The sequence below is a fragment of the Exobacillus caeni genome (genome assembly GCF_005747095.1).
Taxonomy (GTDB): domain Bacteria; phylum Bacillota; class Bacilli; order Bacillales; family Guptibacillaceae; genus Exobacillus; species Exobacillus caeni.
Genome location: NZ_SWLG01000004.1, coordinates 256,476 through 276,630 on the forward strand (window position 1 = coordinate 256,476; position 20,155 = coordinate 276,630).

At 43.2% G+C, this 20,155-nt stretch carries 19 protein-coding genes; 15 read left to right on the forward strand and 4 right to left on the reverse strand.

Annotated elements, in window-relative coordinates; all coding sequences use genetic code 11:
• The first annotated feature begins 8 nt into the window (after nucleotides 1–8).
• From FCL54_RS06825 to FCL54_RS06875, 12 genes are all read left to right on the forward strand, one after another.
• The gene (locus tag FCL54_RS06825) at nucleotides 9–1,841 is read left to right on the forward strand and encodes a vWA domain-containing protein (RefSeq protein WP_138124628.1); all 1,833 of its coding nucleotides are present in this window, start codon (nucleotides 9–11) and stop codon (nucleotides 1,839–1,841) included.
• Nucleotides 1,822–4,641: a VWA domain-containing protein gene (locus FCL54_RS06830; RefSeq protein ID WP_138124631.1), complete on the forward strand. Its 2,820-nt coding sequence runs from the start codon at nucleotides 1,822–1,824 to the stop codon at nucleotides 4,639–4,641. Before FCL54_RS06825 ends, FCL54_RS06830 begins: the two co-directional genes overlap by 20 nt.
• Before the next feature lie 94 nt (nucleotides 4,642–4,735).
• On the forward strand, nucleotides 4,736–6,103 hold the full coding sequence (locus FCL54_RS06835; protein ID WP_138124634.1) for a sigma-54 interaction domain-containing protein: 1,368 nt from the start codon (nucleotides 4,736–4,738) through the stop codon (nucleotides 6,101–6,103).
• A gap of 242 nt (nucleotides 6,104–6,345) precedes the next feature.
• A complete protein-coding gene (locus tag FCL54_RS06840) occupies nucleotides 6,346–7,035 on the forward strand; it encodes a CoA transferase subunit A (protein ID WP_138124637.1) in 690 nt (229 codons plus the stop codon).
• A 21-nt stretch (nucleotides 7,036–7,056) separates the two neighbouring features.
• On the forward strand, nucleotides 7,057–7,731 hold the full coding sequence (locus FCL54_RS06845) for a CoA transferase subunit B (protein ID WP_138124640.1): 675 nt from the start codon (nucleotides 7,057–7,059) through the stop codon (nucleotides 7,729–7,731).
• A gap of 28 nt (nucleotides 7,732–7,759) precedes the next feature.
• On the forward strand, nucleotides 7,760–9,079 hold the full coding sequence (locus FCL54_RS06850) for a GntP family permease (RefSeq protein WP_138124644.1): 1,320 nt from the start codon (nucleotides 7,760–7,762) through the stop codon (nucleotides 9,077–9,079).
• Nucleotides 9,080–9,144: 65 nt separating this feature from the next.
• Nucleotides 9,145–9,921 carry a 3-hydroxybutyrate dehydrogenase gene (locus tag FCL54_RS06855; RefSeq protein WP_138124647.1) on the forward strand — a complete coding sequence of 259 codons (777 nt, stop codon included), beginning with the start codon at nucleotides 9,145–9,147 and terminating at the stop codon, nucleotides 9,919–9,921.
• Between the two features lie 362 nt (nucleotides 9,922–10,283).
• Complete coding sequence (locus FCL54_RS06860; protein WP_138124650.1) at nucleotides 10,284–11,462, forward strand: acetyl-CoA C-acetyltransferase; 1,179 nt, start codon at nucleotides 10,284–10,286, stop codon at nucleotides 11,460–11,462.
• Between the two features lie 210 nt (nucleotides 11,463–11,672).
• Complete coding sequence (locus FCL54_RS23855; RefSeq protein WP_171016719.1) at nucleotides 11,673–11,828, forward strand: hypothetical protein; 156 nt, start codon at nucleotides 11,673–11,675, stop codon at nucleotides 11,826–11,828.
• Nucleotides 11,829–11,832: 4 nt separating this feature from the next.
• Nucleotides 11,833–12,174 carry a DinB family protein gene (locus FCL54_RS06865; protein WP_171016720.1) on the forward strand — a complete coding sequence of 114 codons (342 nt, stop codon included), beginning with the start codon at nucleotides 11,833–11,835 and terminating at the stop codon, nucleotides 12,172–12,174.
• On the forward strand, nucleotides 12,174–12,638 hold the full coding sequence (locus tag FCL54_RS06870) for an NUDIX hydrolase (RefSeq protein WP_138124656.1): 465 nt from the start codon (nucleotides 12,174–12,176) through the stop codon (nucleotides 12,636–12,638). Before FCL54_RS06865 ends, FCL54_RS06870 begins: the two co-directional genes overlap by 1 nt.
• Nucleotides 12,639–12,769: 131 nt before the next feature.
• A complete protein-coding gene (locus FCL54_RS06875; RefSeq protein WP_138124659.1) occupies nucleotides 12,770–12,895 on the forward strand; it encodes a YuzL family protein in 126 nt (41 codons plus the stop codon).
• 54 nt (nucleotides 12,896–12,949) lie between these two features.
• Here the strand turns inward: FCL54_RS06875 and FCL54_RS06880 are convergent, their stop codons facing one another.
• Entirely contained in the window at nucleotides 12,950–13,549 is a 600-nt protein-coding gene (locus FCL54_RS06880; RefSeq protein WP_246055168.1) for a peroxiredoxin, read from the reverse strand.
• Between the two features lie 94 nt (nucleotides 13,550–13,643).
• Complete coding sequence (locus FCL54_RS06890) at nucleotides 13,644–14,156, reverse strand: ferritin family protein (RefSeq protein WP_246055159.1); 513 nt, start codon at nucleotides 14,154–14,156, stop codon at nucleotides 13,644–13,646.
• Between the two features lie 128 nt (nucleotides 14,157–14,284).
• Between FCL54_RS06890 and FCL54_RS24360 the strand changes: the two genes are divergently transcribed.
• A complete protein-coding gene (locus FCL54_RS24360) occupies nucleotides 14,285–14,473 on the forward strand; it encodes a hypothetical protein (protein ID WP_246055160.1) in 189 nt (62 codons plus the stop codon).
• Between the two features lie 61 nt (nucleotides 14,474–14,534).
• Nucleotides 14,535–14,612, forward strand: coding sequence for a CocE/NonD family hydrolase (locus FCL54_RS24365; protein ID WP_246055169.1), 78 nt, complete (start codon nucleotides 14,535–14,537; stop codon nucleotides 14,610–14,612).
• A 148-nt stretch (nucleotides 14,613–14,760) separates the two neighbouring features.
• Here the strand turns inward: FCL54_RS24365 and FCL54_RS06900 are convergent, their stop codons facing one another.
• Nucleotides 14,761–16,218, reverse strand: a complete 1,458-nt coding sequence (locus FCL54_RS06900; protein ID WP_138124664.1) for an aminotransferase-like domain-containing protein — start codon at nucleotides 16,216–16,218, stop codon at nucleotides 14,761–14,763.
• Nucleotides 16,219–16,644: 426 nt separating this feature from the next.
• Here FCL54_RS06900 and FCL54_RS06905 point away from each other — a divergent pair, with 426 nt between their 5' ends.
• Nucleotides 16,645–18,363, forward strand: a complete 1,719-nt coding sequence (locus tag FCL54_RS06905) for a peptide ABC transporter substrate-binding protein (RefSeq protein WP_138124667.1) — start codon at nucleotides 16,645–16,647, stop codon at nucleotides 18,361–18,363.
• Nucleotides 18,364–18,610: 247 nt separating this feature from the next.
• Here the strand turns inward: FCL54_RS06905 and FCL54_RS06915 are convergent, their stop codons facing one another.
• The gene (locus FCL54_RS06915) at nucleotides 18,611–20,062 is read right to left on the reverse strand and encodes an amidase family protein (RefSeq protein ID WP_138124673.1); all 1,452 of its coding nucleotides are present in this window, start codon (nucleotides 20,060–20,062) and stop codon (nucleotides 18,611–18,613) included.
• Nucleotides 20,063–20,155 lie beyond the last annotated feature (93 nt).

The window sequence follows — 20,155 nt, forward strand, 5'->3', positions numbered from 1 at the left end:
GATTTTTAATGGGTTTTTTCTCCCCTTCATTCTTTTGGCTGAGCGGTTTTCTTGCTGTTTTGGTCGCAATGTATTTGTTTCGCAAACAATTTGAAGAAAAAGTTATTCCTTCCACACTATTGTGGGAGCAGGTTATCCAGGAATGGCAGGCGAACAAATGGTGGCGGAAGCTTCAGCAAAGTTTACTCCTGCTCCTTCAGCTCTTATTTTTAATTTTACTTATCTTTTCGCTCGTAAAACCGTACCTCCCAGGTAAAGGTATTGAGGGAGAGCAGCTGGTTGTTATTATGGATACCTCTGCTTCGATGAATGCAAAAGAAAATGATAAGACGAAATTTGAAGCTTCAAAAATAAAAGTAAAAGAACTGGTTGATAACCTGGGAAGCGGGCAGGAAGTGACTGTCATCGCAGCCCAACAATCGCCTCATCTTCTGATGGCGAGGGAATCAGATAAGCATAAAATAAAAAGGCTGATAGATGGGTTGAAACTATCCTATGAAGAACAAAACATGGACGAATCCCTCAGCCTTGCTGCCTCACTCATACATAACGAAACCGGCGAAATCCATGTCTTCACTGACTATCTCAAGAAGGAAACGATTGACAGGAGGTTCATTTCGTCAATGCTCGTTGTTCATCAAACAGATGGCATGGCAAATAACGTGTCATTGCGCACGTTTGGTGTTGCAAGGAACGGTGATGCCGTTTCAGCTGTCGCAACCATGGTTAATGAATCGAATGAGCCTGTTTCCTTTGGCCTTACAGTATTGAACGGCGAAGATGTTTTAGAGGAAAAGAAGGAAACCATTCCTGCCAATTCCAGTAAGCTTATCAAAATGGAAGGCATGCCGATCAAAGATTATTATAAAGCGATGCTAGATGTTTCGGATGACTATGGGCTGGATAACGAGAAGTTTGCCTTTCTTGAAGAACAACGATCTTCAGAAATTATTCTTGCGGGCAACACGAGTCCTTTTATTGAAAAAGCAGTTTCATTTTTAGGAGAAGACGTAACAGCTGTGTCTCCGGATCAAAATGGAGAATATCATTTCGTACAAAGCAAAGAAGCGGTCTACTTTCTTTCAAACATACCGGAAACCCAGTGGCCAAAAGGACCAAAGGTAATTGTTTCCCCTGCAAAAGAGGGAAGATATAACATGAAAGACAAGAAGGAACTGTCCGATAAGCTAACGGTCGTTCAAGAAGACCCTGTGCTGGAATTTGTAGAAATGGAGAATGTGTTTATTCAAAAAGCATTTCCCATCCAATCTAGCGATCTCTCTCCACTCGTTGTGAGCGGGGATATTCCAGTCATCAGTAAAGGGCAGCATAACGGGGACACGGTGATCTTCCTTTCCTTTGATTTAAAAGACTCTGACTGGCCGCTTCATCCTGGTTTTCCGATTTTTATTCGAAACAGTGTTGAAGAACTAACAGTACAAAAAAAGATGCTTGGCTACTTTCAGCCATCTGAACAAAGAGAAGTTTCTCTGCTATCAGGAGTGAAAAAAGCCAGAGTTCATTCGGCAGACAAAGAGAATGGCACTGGAGAAATCAACCTTAACGCGGGGATGTTAAAAGCGCCTTCCGAACCCGGTTTTTACCAACTGGAAGAAACAGGGGAAGGCGGCAAAACAAGAAGCAGGTACTTAACAGTGTCCCTGCCAGAGCATGAGCAATCTGTAAAGAGCGGGAAACCTTTTTCCATTGAAGCAGGAGATAATAGAAGAGCACCAGAACAAACAGGTCTTCATTTTATTTGGAAATGGTTCGCATTATTCGCCTTCATTATTCTAGTGATCGAATGGGAGGTGTACAGGCGTGGCCTTTCAATTCGATAATCCATACTGGTTGCTGCTTTTTCTACCGGGACTTGTTGGGATTGTGTTATACGCACTCAGGATTCAACGGCCGATCAATTACGAGCAGCGATCTCTTCTTGGAGTAAGGACGTTCATTGTGATTTGCCTTGTTACAGCGATTGCCGGGCTTCAGGTAATGGTCCCTCAACAGGGTGTTTCTACCGTGTTTGTAGTCGACCGGTCTGATAGTGTTAGTAAACAAGAGAATGAGATGGTTTTAAAGCTAAAGGAAGCAGTAAAGTCGAAGCAGGAGGATGACCAATTCGCAGTTATAGCAGCAGGAAAGAACGCTGAAGTGGAGTTATCACTGCAAAAAGAGACAAGAGCGATATCCGGGTTCCACACTATCGTTGAACCCGGTCATACTGGCCTATCAAATGGTTTACGCCTTGGGGGGAGTCTGCTATCCGCTGGAGACCGGGGAAGGGTTGTCCTTTTATCCGATGGCAATGAGACGACAGGGAATGCTGTTCAGCAGGCGGGTTTTTTGAAGCAACAGGGCATCAGGGTAGATGTTCTTCCGGTAGAACCGAGGTACGGGGAAGATGTGGCAGTTGAAACGGCGGAAATCTCTCCTTCTTTATACGTCGGAGAAACAGCTTCCCTAACTGTTATCGTTAAAAGCAATATCGAGGCGAACAGCAGAATAAGAGTTTATGAGGATAACAGGATCATTGGTGATCAAAGGGTAGAAGTAAGGAAAGGAAGCAACGAATACGCCTTTGAAGTAAACGTAGAAGAACCCGGTTTCCATCAGTACAGAGCCGAGATTTTATCAGATAAAGATACGATAACAGAAAATAATGAAACCTTTACCATTTCAGAGGTAAAGGGAACTCCGAGAGTCCTTGTAGTTGAGGGAACAGGAGGAGAAGGGGCAAACCTTACAACAGCGTTAAAATCCACTGAGATGCAAGTTGAAACGATCCAGCCTGAACTCCTTCCTACTAATCTTGCAGCCTACTTACAATACAAAACGATTGTGTTTGCCAATGTATCTGCCACTAAGGTTACACAAAAACAAATGGATCTTATCCATAGCGCGGTCAAGGATTTTGGGACAGGTTTCATCATGACGGGAGGAGACAACAGCTTTGGCCTTGGTGGCTATTTTAAAACGCCGATCGAAAAGGTCCTCCCGGTAGAGATGGATTTAAAAGGGAAAAAGGAACTCCCATCTCTCGGTATGGTGATCGTTCTTGATCGTTCCGGAAGCATGTCTGGATATAAACTGCAGCTTGCAAAAGAGGCCGCAGCCCGTTCTGTGGAATTGCTGCGCGATAAAGATACGTTAGGATTCATCGCATTTGATGACAGGCCGTGGCAAATTATCGATACGAAACCAATCGCTAATAAAAAGAAAGCGATGGGAAAAGTCAGGTCGATTACAGCGGGAGGCGGAACGGAAATCTTTACATCGCTTGACCTGGCCTATCAGCAATTGAAGCCGCTAAAACTACAGCGGAAACATATCATTCTGCTTACAGACGGACAGTCTGCAACGAATAGTGATTACCTTACAACCATTGAAAACGGGAAAGAAGATAACATTACGCTTTCAACCGTAGCGATCGGTAGCGATGCAGACGGAATCCTGCTGGAAGAACTTGCAGGGGCAGGAGGGGGCAGGTATTACGATGTCCAGGATGCGAGCACGATTCCGAGCATTTTATCCAGGGAAACGGTGTTGACGACCCGTACGTATATTGAGAATGATCCTTTTTATCCAAAAGTGATTCAGGGTAACGAGTGGCAGCATCATTTTGCGGAAGGGATGCCTGAGATGAACGCCTATGTTGCCACTACGCCAAAGTCCAGGGCGGAGACTGCGTTAGTAAGCGGAAAAGAAGATCCGATTCTTACATCCTGGCAATACGGACTTGGACGAAGTATCGCCTGGAGCTCTGACTTGAAAGGGGAATGGTCGGGAGAGTGGCCATCCTGGGATAACTGGGCAACATTTTGGAATGATCTTGTGACATGGACTTTTCCCAAGTATGAAAATCAAGTCTACGAAATAGAGAAGAACATTGAAGGGGATCAAGTGAAGATTCTGATCGATTCGAAAGGCAAGAGTTCCCTTCCATTAAAGGCCACAATCGTAGATAACAATGGGCGGGAGCAAGAGCCGAAAGTAAAAGCGACCGCACCTGGAAAGTATGAGGTAGACTTTACGGGGAGTCCCGGTGTTTATTCTGTTCAACTAAGCGAAATGTCCGGGGATAATGTAACGAGTATGTTTAAAACCGGTATCGCTGTCCCCTATTCGGATGAATATCGGATAAAACCGGTCAACACGCAGAAACTGAGAGAAATCGCCGAAGCAGGAGGGGGAGTGGTCCTGTCCTCCCCGGAACAGGCATTTGAACGAAATCTGGCAAACTCTTATCTTGTCCAATCCATATCTCACTGGTTACTATTTCTAGCCTTTGCTTTATTCTTTTTAGATGTAGCGATAAGAAGGTTTGGATTTGCGCCGTTAAGCCGGTTTGTTGATCGAAAAGAGCAAAAGCTTAAGGAAGAATCGACTAGGCAGAAACAAAAAAGCACAGCCATGCAGCAGTTAAAGCATGCTTCAAAAACCAGGACAAAAAGAGAAAAGAAGCCAGGGGATGAAAACAGCATAGAAAACAAGCCTGTTCAACAGAAACAGCGTGTAACAGAGAAAATGACGGAACAACCAGTAAGGAAGGTAAGTCAGAAGAAGAAAACATCTGAACTATCGAAGGAAGAAAGAATGAACAGGCTCCTGAATGCCAAAAACAAGCGGAAACTCTAAAAACAATCCGGGGAGATGCCAAAGTTCCTCGGATTTTTTGCGTCTGCAATGATAGAATAAACCATAGAGAAGCTTAGTAAAGGGGCATTCAATGATGTTTACTTCCGATAAGCGAATTAAAACAGAAATACTTGAAACGGTTATTGATAACGCTTTCCAATGGTTTGTTGTAGTAGACAGAAATGGAATCGTTACCTATATGAACAAATCGTATTGCAAGTTCCTTGGATATTCAAACGAACAGGTAATAGGAAAACATGTGACTGATGTAATTGAGAATACAAGGATGCATATTGTCGCCCGTACTGGAAAAGAAGAACTTGCAGACCTTCAATATATTAGAGGGAATTACATGATTGCCAACCGTCTCCCGATTGTTCATGAAGGGAAAGTGATCGGGGCAGTAGGAATCGTTATTTTCCGGGACACAGAAGAATGGAAGAAAATGAACAGCCATATTAAAGGTCTGTTGTCAGAGCTTGAGTATTACCGAAACCAGATGAAAGACCAGAGCGGTGCCAAATACTCCCTGCACGATATCGTGGGAGAGTCGATTCAAATCAAAGAGTTAAAGGAAAGGGTCAAACAAGTGGCTCCCGGTGATATTTCCGTTCTGATTCGGGGAGAGAGCGGAACAGGGAAAGAGTTGTTTGCCCACAGCATCCACCAATTAAGCGAACGAAACAATAAACCGTTTGTAAAAGTGAATTGCGGCGCTATTCCTGATCAATTACTTGAATCAGAGCTCTTCGGTTATGAAGAAGGGGCATTTACAGGGGCAAAGAAAGGCGGGAAGATCGGAAAGTTTAAGCTTGCAGATGGGGGCACGATCTTTTTAGATGAAATTGGAGATATGCCACTGAACATGCAGGTCAAATTGCTGAGAGTTTTACAGGAAAAAGAAGTGGAGGCAATAGGTTCAGTAAAACCGGAAAAGATTGATGTCCGAGTCATATGCGCCACGAATCGACCGCTGGAAAAGATGGTGGAGGAAAACCGTTTTAGGGAAGATCTTTTCTATCGCATAAACGTCATACAAATGGTCATCCCTCCATTAAGGGAAAGGCTCGCTGACGTTAAAGAACTTGCCCGTCATTTCCTGATAAAAAACGCTGCTCGAACCGGAAAAAGAGTAACTTCGTTTGAAGAAAAGGTGCTTGATGTTCTGATTCAGCATAACTGGCCTGGAAATGCCAGGGAACTGGAAAACGTCGTAGAAGCTGCTGTGCATTTAAGCAGGGGAGAACAAATAATGATGGACTCTCTGCCTGATTACTTAAAAGAAAGTCCGAGCCTTGCGATCGGGCAGAAGAGCTTGAAGGAAATTTTAGAGGAAACGGAACGCAAAGCGATCGAAGCCAGCTTAAAGCGTTATGAGAACGACAAACTAAAAGCAGCGAAAGCACTCGGGATTGGAAAATCCAGTTTTTACGAAAAGCTAAAAAAGTATAACATGACATAATTAAATTCCAGAATACCGGAAAACTTTCCGGTATTCTGGAATTTTGTTTTTCTTCCTACAGAATAAACGATTTTTTTCGACAAGGCCTGTCCAAATCAGGTTTTCATTCCAGAAATCCGGAAAAGCGAACGATAAAAAAATGACAAATGTGTGAAAGGGCTTTCATTTTCAGCCGTTTTTAAAAGTTGGCACAGTTCTTGCAAATTAAACAGGCAGAAAGGTTAAAGGAGTGACAAAGACAGATGAAGCAAATCGTATCTTCGTTTTCAGAAGCAGTAAAAGAAATCAAGGATGGAGCAACGATTATGGTAGGAGGATTCGGGCTTGTAGGTATTCCCGAAAACCTTATTCTTGCTCTAGTGGAATCAAAGGTTAAAGACCTCACCATCGTTTCAAACAATTGCGGTGTTGATGATTGGGGACTAGGTCTTTTGTTGAAAAACAAGCAGATCAAAAAGATGGTTGGTTCTTATGTTGGTGAAAATAAGGAATTTGAACGCCAGGTGATCTCCGGGGAAATCGAAGTGGAGCTAACTCCTCAGGGAACGCTTGCCGAGAAAATACGTGCAGGCGGTGCAGGCATTCCTGCATTTTACACTCCTGCTGGTGTCGGAACGCCACTCGCAGAAGGAAGGGAAACAAGAGTTTTTGGTGAGAAGGAATATTTGCTTGAAGAAGGGCTGACAGCTGATTTCAGCTTAGTGAGAGCGGCTAAGGCGGATAAGATGGGCAATCTTGTCTACAACAAGACAGCAAGGAATTTCAACCCGATGATTGCGGCTGCCGGAAAAGTGACGATCGCAGAGGTGGAAGAGCTGGTCGAGCCAGGTGAAATAGATCCTGATGATGTGCATACTCCGGGAATTTACGTACAAAAACTGATCGTAGGTCAACAAGAAAAACGAATTGAACGACTTACCACTCGTTCTTAACCTGGATAAGGAGGACTAACAATGGCTGGGAAAATAGATAAAGCAGCGATTCGCGAAAAAATCGCTCGACGTGCTGAAAAGGAAATTGAAAACGGTTACTACGTAAACCTTGGTATAGGAATGCCGACACTTGTGGCGAACCATATTCCTGATGATAAAACGGTTGTGCTTCAATCAGAAAACGGATTGTTAGGGATAGGGCCTTATCCAACAGAAGGACAGGTTGATCCCGACCTCATCAATGCCGGAAAGGAAACGGTGACAGCGATGAAAGGGGCTTCTTTTTTCGACAGCGCCGAGTCGTTCTCGATGATTCGCGGAGGCCATATCGATGTTGCGATTCTTGGTGGCATGGAAGTTTCAAAAAACGGAGATCTGGCCAATTGGATGATCCCTGGAAAAATGATTAAAGGAATGGGCGGCGCGATGGACCTGGTTCATGGGGCAAAGAAGATCATTGTCATCATGGACCATGTCAACAAGTCCGGTGAACCTAAGATTTTAAATGACTGCAGCCTGCCGTTAACCGGACAGGGTGTCGTGGACAGAATTATAACAGAACGGGCTGTAATCGATGTGACTGCTAATGGTTTGGTGCTGGTCGAAGCAGCAAAGGGTTACTCGATTGAAGATATCAAAGAGTCTACGGAGCCAGAGCTTATTATTAGCGATAATGTGAAACTGGAAGCTTATTAAAATATTATTTTGATATGGGGGAAACAAAATGTTAAGTATGATTGGTTTAATCGGGGGGCTGGCGCTCTTAATCATTTTAACGATGAGAGGAATGAACCTGTTAGTGGCAGGTCCTCTTTGTGCGCTGGTAGTTGCGGTATTAAGCGGAATGCCTCTTTTTCCGCAGATGGTAGGAGAAGGCGAAGCAAATTTTGTAGGCAACTATATGGCAGGGTTTTCAGGGTTTGTCGCTTCATGGTTCCCGATGTTCTTGCTTGGAGCAATCTTCGGGAAAGTAATGGAAGACAGTGGAGCGGCGGACAGCGTTTCAAAATGGGTCGTAGAGAAGCTTGGCATTAAGCAGGCTGTACTTGCAATCGTCATCGCATGTGCGATCTTAACTTACGGTGGAGTTAGTTTGTTTGTTGTAGCGTTTTCAGTGTACCCGATGGCAGTTAGTTTATTTAAGCAGGCTGACCTTCCAAGAAGGTTCATCCCTGCTGCACTTGCGTTCGGGTCTGTTACTTTTACGATGACTTCTGCCGGTTCTCCGGAAATCCAGAACTGGATTCCGATCGAGTACATGAACACAAGCCCTTATGCAGGCTGGGAAGTGAGTTTGATCGTGGCGGTATTCATGGCTGTCTTCGGTTATTGGTGGTTAAAGCGCATGATCAACAAAGCGCTTGATAAAGGGGAGAGGTTTGAATCGCGAAAAGGCGATCCAGAAGTAGAAAATCGCCCGCTTCCTAACCCGTTCATGGGACTTATCCCACTTGTAGTGGTGCTTGTAATCTCGTTCATCTTCCATGATTCATTAAAGCAATCTGCACTTATCATTGCACTTTTGGGCGGGGTTGTTACTACTTATCTATTGAACAGAAAATATTTCTCTAATTTCGGGCTTGCAGTTTCGGATGGAACACTGGGAGCATTGATCGCAATTGCTAATACTGCGGCAGTCGTCGGGTTCGGCGGCGTTGCGAAAGCCGTTCCTGCCTTTGAAACAGCGGTAGATATAATGACAAGCATTCCAGGAAGCCCGTTGATCGGCGGAGCGATTGCAGTCAGTGTTATCGCCGGTTTAACAGGTTCAGCATCTGGAGGCCAGGCGATCGCGCTTCCGATTCTCGCACCACATTACATGGATATGGGTGTTAATGCAGAAGCGTTGCACCGGACAGTGGCGATCTCTTCCGGAGCACTGGATTCCCTGCCTCATAATGGGTATGTTGTTACAACGATTCGCGCGATCTGCGGAGAGTCCCATAGCGATGCATACGGTGCGGTAGGAGCGTTGACTGTTATCGTGCCTCTGATTGGATTGGCGCTTGCAATTATCTTATTCTCGTTAGGGTTTGGAGTTTAATATTGTAACTGTATTGTTCCACCCTACCGATATACTGAATTCATCATTTGCCGGGAGGAATTACTATGGTTGAAAATAAAGTTGTTTTTATCACAGGTGCCGCAAGCGGTATCGGCTATGACATAGGAATAGAGTTTGCGAAAAACGGGGCAAAAGTCGTGCTCACAGACTTGAACGAAGACGGTGTGAAAGAAGCGGCTAACAAGCTAACAGAACAAGGATATGAAGGAATAGGCTTAAAATGTGATGTTACAAAAGAAGAAGAGCTGCAGAACGCGATCAATAAGACTGTTGAAAAATACGGCAGTCTAGATGTGCTCATTAACAATGCGGGACTGCAATACGTCTCATCCATTGAGGAATTTCCGACAGAAAAATTTGAGTTGCTGACAAGAGTAATGCTTGTAGCTCCGTTCATCGCGACAAAGCACGCTTTTCCGATTATGAAAAAACAAAAGTTCGGGCGTATCATCAATATGGCCTCGATCAACGGGCTTGTCGGCTTTGCTGGAAAAGCCGCTTATAACAGCGCGAAGCACGGTGTGATCGGCCTGACGAAAGTAGCGGCATTAGAGGGGGCGGAAGATGGGATCACCGTGAACGCGGTATGCCCGGGATACGTGGATACCCCGCTTGTTCGCAATCAGCTTGGTGATCTTGCGAAGAACCGAAACGTATCACTAGAGAAAGTGCTGGAAGAAGTCATTTATCCGCTTGTCCCTCAAAAAAGGCTGTTGTCTGTCCAGGAAATATCAGATTATACGATGTTCCTTGCAAGTGATAAGGCAAGAGGAATCACAGGGCAGGCTGTGGTGCTTGATGGAGGGTATACGGCACAGTAAGTTTGGAGTTTAGTTGGAGTCGGAGAAGATAAAAGAGCAATAGAGAAATGTTTATGGGAGTTTCAGATACGCTTATTCTAGTTTCAGGGAAGCTTATTCTGGTTTCAGGGACGTTTATTCTAGTTTGAGGGAAATTTATTCTGATTTCGAAGGGGATTATTCTAGTTTCAGATCCGCTTATTCTAGTTTCAGGGAAATTTATTCCCGTTTCAGAAGAATTTGTTCTTGTTTCGGAAGAATTTTGTTTCAGAAATTTCCGTTCCGGTTTCATAGCTTTTCTTTGATAAATCTCTCGTCTCCGATTCTTAATACTTGTAAACGTTTTCTGAAGATTTGTAAAATAGAAATAAGGAGGGGAATATATGAAAGACGTTTTTATATTGGAAGGCGCACGTACTCCGTTCGGTACTTTTGGAGGTTCGCTAAAAGATGTGGGGCCGACAGAACTGGGTGTCACTGCGAGTAAAGAGGCGATTAAAAGAAGCGGATTAAAACCCGAAGATATTGATTTTACTGTAATGGGAAATGTCATTCACTCTACAAACAATGCATCCTATCTTGCAAGGCACGTTGCCCTTGGAGCTGGTGTTCCGATGACAAGCCCGGCATTGACAGTCAATAGGTTATGCGGTTCGGGATTGCAGTCAGTGGTATCTGCTGCACAATCCATCATCCTCGGGGACGGACAATCTGCCCTGGCAGGCGGTGCCGATAACATGAGTTTATCTCCTTATGCGTTAAGAGGCAGCCGCTTCGGAACAAAATTAGGTGCTCCTAAAATCGACGATATGCTATGGGCAACCTTAACAGATGAGTACACAGGAATGGGGATGGGTATCACTGGCGAGAATCTTGCAGAAAAATACAACATTACCCGTGAAGAGCAAGATGAATACGCCGCATTAAGCCACCAGAGGGCGACTCTGGCAAGACAGCAAGGGAAGTTTGAAGAAGAGATTGCTCCAGTTGAGGTCAAGACAAGAAAAGGAACTGAAGTTGTCAGCCAGGATGAGCATATCCGTGAAGGAACAACAGCGGAAAAGCTGTCTTCTCTCAAACCATCCTTTAAAAAGGACGGAACTGTAACAGGGGGGAACGCAAGCGGCATTAACGACGGAGGCGCAGCTGTGGTAGTGGCTGGTGAAGATTTTGTCCAGGAGAGAAACTTAAAGCCGCTGGCACGCCTTGTCTCGTGGGGGATTTCGGGAGTTGATCCTTCTATCATGGGGATCGGGCCCGTACCGGCAATAAAATCTGCTCTCCAAAAAACAGATCTGACACTTGAAGACATTGATTTGATTGAAGTCAATGAGGCCTTTGCTTCCCAGTACCTTGCAGTTGAAAAAGAACTCGGACTGGACCGCGACAAAGTGAATGTTAACGGCGGGGCGATCGCGCTGGGACATCCTGTTGGCGCAAGCGGTACTCGGGTTCTGTATACATTGATCCGTGAGTTGAAGAGGCGTGAACAAAAATACGGTATCGCATCCCTCTGTATCGGCGGAGGACAGGGAATCGCCGCGATCATCGAAATCGTATAGCATGAAATGAACCAAAGGGGCTGACTCAAAAGCAAAGTGTCAGGCACCTCCAACACTTTATCTAGATGAATTTGTACCAATTTCCATCTAAATTTTGTGCTAAACGGAGAGAGCCAGACACTTATGAGTCACCCCTTTTCCCGTTGTCAAAGAAAAGAGGTAATTTATACGAAAAGATTGAATTATGTTAATGGGAAGAGGGGGATGGAAATGGAATCCAAAGAAAAAGTAATCGAGGAGTACAGCCGATTAATAAAATGGCTTGAAGAAGCTCAAACAGAAACAGAAAAATTATGGCATTTGCCGGTATCTGAGGGAAAATGGTCACCTGCAGCGATCGTATCGCATTTTTATGTACTGGGATGATTATATGCTCACAAATAGGCTTCCATATTTAAAAGGTGGAGAACCACTTCCAGCATCAGAAGCAGATTTAGAAAAAGAAACCAACCAAAAAGCAGAAGCATATGCTCACTCTGGAATCTCTTTAAACAAACTCTTTGGGGAAGTGATTGCACAAAGAAAAAAGGTTGTGGCATTCCTGGAATCTCTGTCTGATGAGGACTTTTACAAAGAAAATGCGATTGGTGGAAAAGCGATTACGATTGAAGGATACATCAAAAGGTTATCAAGGCATGATGAGCATCATATTTTGCAAATAAAAGAAGCTTTTAAAAATAACACAATGGTTTCGGAAGGATTAATGAAGTAATGGGATATATGGAAGAAATGAGAGAACTGGTCGGCCACAGACCGCTGATACTGCCGGGTGCAGTAGCTGTGGTTGTGGATCAAGAAAGAAGAATTTTGTTACAACAGAGGCTGGAGCCTGCCCGTCGATGGGGGCTTCCTGGAGGCTTGATGGAACTTGGGGAATCGCTTGAGGAAACAGCGAGGAGAGAAACGTTTGAAGAAACGGGTTTAACCTTAGGGGAACTTCACCTTATCGGCCTTTCTTCTGGTCCTCAAAATTATGTTAAGGCAAGTAACGGGGACGAATTTTATAGTGTTACAGCGTCTTATTACACAACTGCCTTTTCCGGGGAGCTAAAGGTAAATCTGGATGAGAGCACGGATGCCAGGTTTATTGACCCTCGTGAATTGCCGGAACGGATGGTAGGAAGCCATCGAAAGGTGATTAAGACCTTTTTGGAACAAATTTTTCCTGACTATTAACCGGAAGATTTTATCAGCCCTCTTTTCAAAAAGGGGCTTTTTGTATCTGGATATATTTTCCTTTTAACTTTCTTAAAAAATTGTTTATCTTCCTGGAAGTTGGCTCATCTTATTTTTATGGAGGTGATTTTATGAGCAAGCGAAAAAAGGATCCGTCGACGATTGGCCTTCCTTCTTCACAGCCTGAAGGGCAGGGTACAGGAGTAGAGCTTGGACGTCCAAAGGATTCAGCAAGAAAGAAGAAAAAAAGCCTCTAGCAAAAAAAAGAACGCTCATTTCACGGGCGTTCTTTTCTGCAGTTTGATAACCTCTTATATTTTTCCGATCAAGTTTGGGTCCCTGGGTATACCGGACTGCCCGGGAACCCAATTTGCAGGTACTCCCTGTCCGGTCTTGCGGCCATACTGTATGCCCTGGATAAGGCGCAATATTTCATAAGTATTTCGGCCGACTTCTTTTGGATAGATCATTTTGCTAACGATTATTCCTTCTGGGTCAACAACTACAGTAGCCCTAAACGGTGCACCAGTCTTTACATCGAGAACACGGTAAGCTCTGCTTATTAGCTGGGTGCGATCACTTACAAGCGGATACTGGACCTTCGATGCTGAAGGAGATGTCTGAGTAAACACTTTATGGGCAAATACGCTGTCAGTACTTATAGCAAGTACTTCTGTATTCAACTGCTTTAACTGCGGATAAATAGCAGCGACCGCTGCTAGCTCTGTCGGTCAAACAAATGTGAAATCACTGCTGTAAAAAAACAAAATTACCCATCGTCTCCGATATTCTTCAAGTTTTACTTCTTTAATTCTTTTTAACGAGGGGTCGTATGCTTCAGCAGAAAATACTGGAGCACAATCATCACGTGTGGCACAAAAGGGTAATTCGCAAGTTTTTACATCTCCAATGGTTAAAGGATTGTTATTATCTTCATTCAAGATTTCCACCCCCTATCCGGCAGTGTCGTTTATTAAAACGTATGCAGTTTAGGGAAAACTCTGCCTAAATTTTTAACAGGTTGTGCCCAAAGCGCATTGCATGCTCGATTTCATCCGTCATAGCAAGGAAGAAGACATCTCTGATCGTTTGATCTCTTGTTAATAAATAGGAATCCCTGTATTCTTCATATGCTTCCAATTCCATTTTATAGGCTCTTTCAAGCCCTTCTTTGTAGCTGTTAAACATTACTTTTTCTATGGAGTATTCCGGTTTAATGCCCGTTAATTGGATATACAGTTGTGTAAACGCCTCGAAGTGTTTTTTCTCATCCTCTAATGCATGCAAGACATCCTCTTTTTGTTCCTTATCAGGAGCTGCCTTTGCCAGTCTTTTGTAAAATTCAATCGCTGTAGCTTCTCCCTTGATCGCCATTAATATCGCATCAAGAATTCGCTCGTTTAATCCTGTTTGCGGATAGGTGGGATAACGGTATTGGAAGTCTGGTTGAGTCTGGTATGGAGTGTTGTTGTAATATGGATAGAATGACTGCGAGCTAGTGATTGGATAGTGGTACAACAAACTCACCCTTTCTTTTTTTTATCAACCCATTATATTCACCCAGGGAATAAACGTGAGAAGCAAAAGGGATTTAAGGGAAATTGTGGAAGGGTTATCTGTATGTATTGTGAGATGGAGGTGCCTGTATGTATCGCTCAACAGAGAAAAACGCAACTGTTAAAAGGGATGTAATCGTACCGAAGAGGGGCTGCTTTTATCTGCCGGAACAAGAGGGAATTTATCCAGCCATTCTTGTCGGACACCTTATGGGAAAACGACCAACACCATCGATGAAACCGGGAAGTTTTTTGCAGCAAAAGGATATGTGGTCATGAATATGGATGTTAGAGGAAGAAGAGATTCTTAAGGGACATTTGTTCCTTACCGGAATAAGCGGTGGATGGTTATGATTCGATTGAATGGATTTCGGCTCAGCCATGGTGTGATGGGAGCGGAGGAACGATGGGAAACTAAAGGAAATAAAAAGGGTTGAGTCAAAAGTAAAGTGTCAGGCACCTCCAATAATTCATCTAGATAAACCTGTACCAATGTTCATCTAGATACTGTGCTCAACGGAGGAGCCAGACACTTATGAGTCCTTCTATCTATTTTATCTAACAATCTAATCAATTGAATCGGAATACAGTTTGTGTTTTGTCTCTCCGATCGCGTTGCAGAGCCTTTTAACTCCCTCATTAATTCTCTCTTCTTCACAATGTGCAAACGATAATCTAATAAATCCTTTATCAACGCCATAGATTCCGCCGGGAACAGCTACGACTCCATGTTGAATAAGTGTTTCGAGGAGGTCTTTCTCTCTGGTCATTCCATTCAGCTTACACCAAAGGTAGAAGCCTCCTTCTGGTTCAATAAACGTTAAGCTGTTACCGGCATACTGTTTTAAGGCAGATAATGTAATATCTTTTCTTCGGGTAAGGTTTTCTTGAAGGTCTGTGCGATTGTCCCTCCAGTATCCTGAGAGCAGCAGCTCGCTTGCGATTTTCTCCGTGAAAGAAGATGCGCCCAATCCCATCTGGTACTTTGCGTCCTCGAATCGTTCGATCAAGTTTTTTGACGCCAAAAGCCATCCGATATCAAGTTCAGGGCCTAAAGCCTCGGTAATATTTCCGATTTGGATAACTAACCCCTTAGTCTTATTTAACGAATAAAGGGAAGGAGGCTGATCTCCATTATATGACAGTGTGCTAAAGCAATCTATTTCAATTATCGGCACATGAAGGTCGCTGCATATTTCTAGCAGTTTTTTTCTGCGTTCTATCGTTAACGTTGTACCGGTCGGATTCTGGTACGTTGGATTTGTTATTACCATCTTTATTCTGTGTCTATTATATAATTCATAGATTTCTTCTGGTTTTATCCCCTGTTTATCGATCGGAAGGCGAACCATTTTTACGCCTGCCGAAGTAAACAGCTTGTTCGTGTAAGTATAGGAAGGACATTCGATTGCAACAGAGTCACCCGGGCTTAACAGACAGTGGATAAGAAGGAGTATCGCCTGTTGGATTCCAGATGTCGTTAACAATTCATAAGGTTCAGCCACTATATCCTGATCGGCAAAGAAATGGGAGGCCAGTGCCTTTTTTAATTCTTGTTCATCTACTCTTGTTAAGTCAGTATTTTTTAAGATCTGTTGCATTAACAGTTTATAAGAATCTTGTGGATATAAATCGTTTGAAAGTCTGCCTGTTGCGAGATTGATAACATCTTGATTGGAGGTAACTTCTAAGATCCGTTTTGCAATCGGCAGCATCGGAGCAAAAGAGACATTTCTGACATTGCTCCAATTAACAAACCTTTGGGGTAAAAGGTCCCAGGCGTTATGGCTCACTCTTGTGCCGCTTCCCTGTTTAGAATAAACGAGCCCTGAAGCTCGCAGCTCTGCATATGCCGTAGTTATCGTACTTCTATTAACCCCCAGCTGAACTGCAAGGTCCCGCTCGGTTGGTAGTGGAGCGCCTGCATCAAGATCACCATTTAAAATCATTTCTTCAAAATACTGAACAATCTGTTTGTAAATTGGTTTAGAATTTTGGCCGCCAACATTTAATTGGAGAGTCAAGCTGGCTCACCTCCTACTTCCCTCATTATATCGAATGCAAATGAATAAATGTACCTAATTTCAGAAAAATAAAAAAGTATTTTATTGGAAAAAAACCTTTATTTTAATAGCTTTACGTATCATATTTACTAGAATAATAGAATTGGATGGGTAAATTTTTCGTCAATTGGATGGGTACAAGAAGTTTTTTGAAATTTAAAATAAATTTAACCATTTCGGAATATGGTAAATTTTTTGAAAGTTGCCAATTCGAAACTGTTTCGGGTGCGAAATTGAGATTGTGATGACCTCCCTAGTCAAATAGTCTCGTAGTCCTCCGGTCACAGGTTTGATTTGACAGCGATCAAAATCAGAGCCGGGACGGGTCCTAAATTTTTAAAAAAGATCCTCTGCCGAAATGGTTAATCAAATTATGGGGGTTGAATAATGAAGAATCGCAAGCTTACGGTATTGTTGTCACTAGTATTGATTCTCAGCCTCTTCTTGTCAGCTTGTTCAGGTAACCAGGGAGCTTCCTCAAACAATGGTGGAAACTCTAGCGACGGTAACAGCGGGAACAGCGGCAATGAAGATAAAGGCAGTGAAGATGTTGCACAGGTGTTGAATCTATATGATTCCCAGGATATCCCGACAATGGATTCCACTCAAGCAACTGACGTTGTTGCATTTAACGCAATGAACCAGGTTTTTGAAGGACTTTATCGTCTGGATGAAAACAACCAGCCTGTACTTGGTGTGGCGGCTGAGGAACCACAAGTAGAACAAAAAGACGGCGAGTCTGTATATACTTTTAAACTACGCGAAGATGCTGTTTGGTCTGATGGATCTCCAGTAACAGCTAATGACTTCGTATACTCATGGCAAAAAATTGCTCATCCTGACACTGTAGGTGCTTATGCATTCATGTTAGGTGTAGCAGGTGTTAAAAACGGAAACGCAGTAATCACTGAAGATGATCCGTTATATGGTAAAGTGGAAGAATTAGGCGTAAAAGCTGTTGATGATAAAACTCTAGAAGTAACAGTAACTCAAGAAGTTCCTTACTTCAAAGACTTATTAACTTTTGCTGCTCTTTACCCGCAGCCAGCAGAATTTGCTAAGGAACAAGGCGACAAATACGCTCTTGAGCCTGAAAACATGCTTTACAACGGTCCGTTCGTGCTTTCTGAATGGAAGCATGGCGACAGCTGGAAATTGACTAAAAACGATAAGTATTGGGATAAAGACGTAGTTAAGCTTGAAGAAGCAAACTACAAAGTAATCAAAGACGTTGCAACTGTTGTTAACTTGTATGAAACTGGTAAACTTCACCGCGCTGGTTTAAATGCAGAGTTCGTTGACCAGTTCAAGGACCGTGAAGACTTCGGAACACGCCTTGATCCTACAATGTTCTTCTTGCGTCTAAACGAGAAGCACGAAGCTCTTGCTAATGCTGATATCCGTAAAGCGTTATTCCTTGCTTACGACAGACAGGGCCTTGTTAATGTCCTACTTAACAACGGTTCAGTAGAAGCGCGTTACCTTGTACCAAAAGAATTCACTTTTGGTCCTGACGGAAAAGATTTCCGTGAATTTGCTCCAGACGGATTCTTAGCGGACCAAACTGCTGATGACGCTAAAACGTACTGGGATAAAGGTCTTAAAGCAATCGGAAAAGACAAAGTTGAACTTGAGTTCTTAACAACTGACAGTGAACTTGCTTCTAAAATCGCTGAATATGCAAAAGAGCAGTTCGAACAAAAGCTTCCTGGACTTGCAATTACTATCAACAAGCAGCCATGGAAACAATTCTTAGACCTTGAAGATGGTGGAGACTTTGACATCTCTACTGGCGGATGGGGACCTGACTATCCAGATCCAATGACTTATGTTGACATGTTTGTAACAGATGGACCATACAACCGTATGGGATATTCTAACCCTAAGTTTGATGAGTTAGTAAACAAAGCGAAGACTGAACAGGATGAAGCAAAGCGTTGGGAAATGCTTCAACAAGCTGAAGAGCTTCTAATCAAAGAAGACACAGCTATCATTCCTACGTATCAAGCTGGTGCTGCTTACCTTGCAAAACCAGAAGTTAAAAACTACTACATCCACCCATTCGGAGCTGACACTAGCTTGAAGTGGACTTACATTGAGAAGTAAGAAATATTAAAAAGGCATTCTCTTCGGAGAATGCCTTTTTTTTACGTTTTAAAAGTTTGTACTTGGCTCTTTTCGCATACTTTGTTGCTTAATAAGCTACACATTAGAGATGAACTGCGACGCAATTGCAGCATTGATTTCCACACCGAGCAGTTCGCTTTCCGTAGCGGTCAGCCGTTCGCTATGTCGCAGTTTATGCTTTTGTGGTAAAAACAACAATCCTTTAGAAAACAGCCCTGTATTTTCATTAAGATAGAGCTGGAGGAGTTCGAACTTTGGTCGCTTGTTCAAAACTGTAGCCAAGCTTGATCAGGGTATATTCACTATATGCCTGCCCGGTGAACATTACGCCGAAGGGCTGACCGTCTGAGTCATAACCAGCCGGAATTGTAATCGAAGGGTACCCTGCTTTTGCAGGAATACCTGAACCCATATCCTTTGGAAAAAAGATTGCATCCAAGTTGTTCTCATTTATTACTCGGTCAATTCCTTCCTTACGTGCCAGTTTCATGTCATTCAGCTTACTTTGCAAATAAGCGCTATCTGTTAGATTGCCGCTCGTTGCCTGTGAATCAATAAGAAGCGTCTGTCCATACTTCAGCATTTTTTCTTCATGTTCATGATTAAAAGCGATTAACTCTTTGAGAGAATGCACAGGCAAGCCGTTACTTACAGTTGCTAAATAAGCGTTAAGGGCTGATTTAAATTCATATAAAAGAACATTAAAGTCCCATTCTTTTTCCTTTTCTATCGGGGAAATCATCTCTAACTCAACTAGAGTAGCACCTTTTTGTTTTAAAACTTCCAGGCTATTATTGTAAATTTCTTGTTGCTCAGAGGAAAGATGCTTCATATATCCTTCTGGTGGAATGCCAATTCTGCTATTAAGTAAACCGTCCTCGAGTAGATATCCCGTATAATCAATATAGGCAACTTTTTCTGACATAATAGTAGCCGGGTCCTTTTCATCAATTCCTTTAATCGTATTGAGCAGGATTGCAGCATCGGTCACGTTTTTTGTCATTGGACCCGCTGTATCCTGGCTATGTGCGATCGGGATGATGCCAGATCTGCTTACGAGTCCTACAGTAGGCTTAATCCCAACAAGCGAGTTTTGATTCGCAGGATTTAGGATGCTTCCGGAAGTCTCCGTTCCGATTGCAGCAACTGCGAAGTTTGAAGCTATTGCAGCACCGGATCCGGAACTTGAGCCCCCGACATCGAACGTCCCCGGACCATACGGATTTTGGACCTGTCCACCACGTGAGCTGTAGCCGCTTGGCATGTTTTCCGTCATAAAGTTGGCCCACTCTGTCATGTTTGTCTTACCGAGAATAACGGCCCCTGCATTTCGAAGTTGCTTTGCGATAAATGCATCTTCTTCTGCATAGGAATTAGCAAGCGCAAGGGAACCCGCACTTGTATGCATTTTATCAGCTGTATCAATATTATCTTTAATTAGTACAGGAATACCATGTAGAGGTCCGCGGACCCGGTGCTGTTCCCGTTCATAATCCATCGCCTCTGCGATAAATATCGCATCCGGGTTTATTTCCAGCACAGCGTTGATTTTACCGTTATACTGAGCGATCCGCTCAAGATAATAAAGGACAAGCTCTTTGGATGAGAGACGTTTGTAGTTCATTTCATTTTGAATATCTGTAATAGTAGCAGTTTCTAGCCAATCAATATCTAGCATAAAGTGTAACTTCCTTTCATCAGTTAGTCTTTTTTCAATTCTTTAAAAAATCCTTAAATCCTTTTAATTGAACTTGAATTAGCAAAAAGAGCA

What these genes read in the sequence shown, in the direction of transcription:
- FCL54_RS06825 (WP_138124628.1), top strand. Translation starts at nt 9, where the DNA reads ATGGGTTTTTTCTCCCCTTCATTCTTTTGGCTGAGCGGTTTTCTTGCT.
- FCL54_RS06835 (WP_138124634.1), top strand. Translation starts at nt 4,736, where the DNA reads ATGTTTACTTCCGATAAGCGAATTAAAACAGAAATACTTGAAACGGTT.
- FCL54_RS06840 (WP_138124637.1), top strand. Translation starts at nt 6,346, where the DNA reads ATGAAGCAAATCGTATCTTCGTTTTCAGAAGCAGTAAAAGAAATCAAG.
- FCL54_RS06845 (WP_138124640.1), top strand. Translation starts at nt 7,057, where the DNA reads ATGGCTGGGAAAATAGATAAAGCAGCGATTCGCGAAAAAATCGCTCGA.
- FCL54_RS06850 (WP_138124644.1), top strand. Translation starts at nt 7,760, where the DNA reads ATGTTAAGTATGATTGGTTTAATCGGGGGGCTGGCGCTCTTAATCATT.
- FCL54_RS06855 (WP_138124647.1), top strand. Translation starts at nt 9,145, where the DNA reads ATGGTTGAAAATAAAGTTGTTTTTATCACAGGTGCCGCAAGCGGTATC.
- FCL54_RS06860 (WP_138124650.1), top strand. Translation starts at nt 10,284, where the DNA reads ATGAAAGACGTTTTTATATTGGAAGGCGCACGTACTCCGTTCGGTACT.
- FCL54_RS23855 (WP_171016719.1), top strand. Translation starts at nt 11,673, where the DNA reads ATGGAATCCAAAGAAAAAGTAATCGAGGAGTACAGCCGATTAATAAAA.
- FCL54_RS06865 (WP_171016720.1), top strand. Translation starts at nt 11,833, where the DNA reads ATGCTCACAAATAGGCTTCCATATTTAAAAGGTGGAGAACCACTTCCA.
- FCL54_RS06870 (WP_138124656.1), top strand. Translation starts at nt 12,174, where the DNA reads ATGGGATATATGGAAGAAATGAGAGAACTGGTCGGCCACAGACCGCTG.
- FCL54_RS06875 (WP_138124659.1), top strand. Translation starts at nt 12,770, where the DNA reads ATGAGCAAGCGAAAAAAGGATCCGTCGACGATTGGCCTTCCTTCTTCA.
- FCL54_RS24360 (WP_246055160.1), top strand. Translation starts at nt 14,285, where the DNA reads ATGTATCGCTCAACAGAGAAAAACGCAACTGTTAAAAGGGATGTAATC.
- FCL54_RS06905 (WP_138124667.1), top strand. Translation starts at nt 16,645, where the DNA reads ATGAAGAATCGCAAGCTTACGGTATTGTTGTCACTAGTATTGATTCTC.
- FCL54_RS06915 (WP_138124673.1), bottom strand. Translation starts at nt 20,062, where the DNA reads ATGCTAGATATTGATTGGCTAGAAACTGCTACTATTACAGATATTCAA.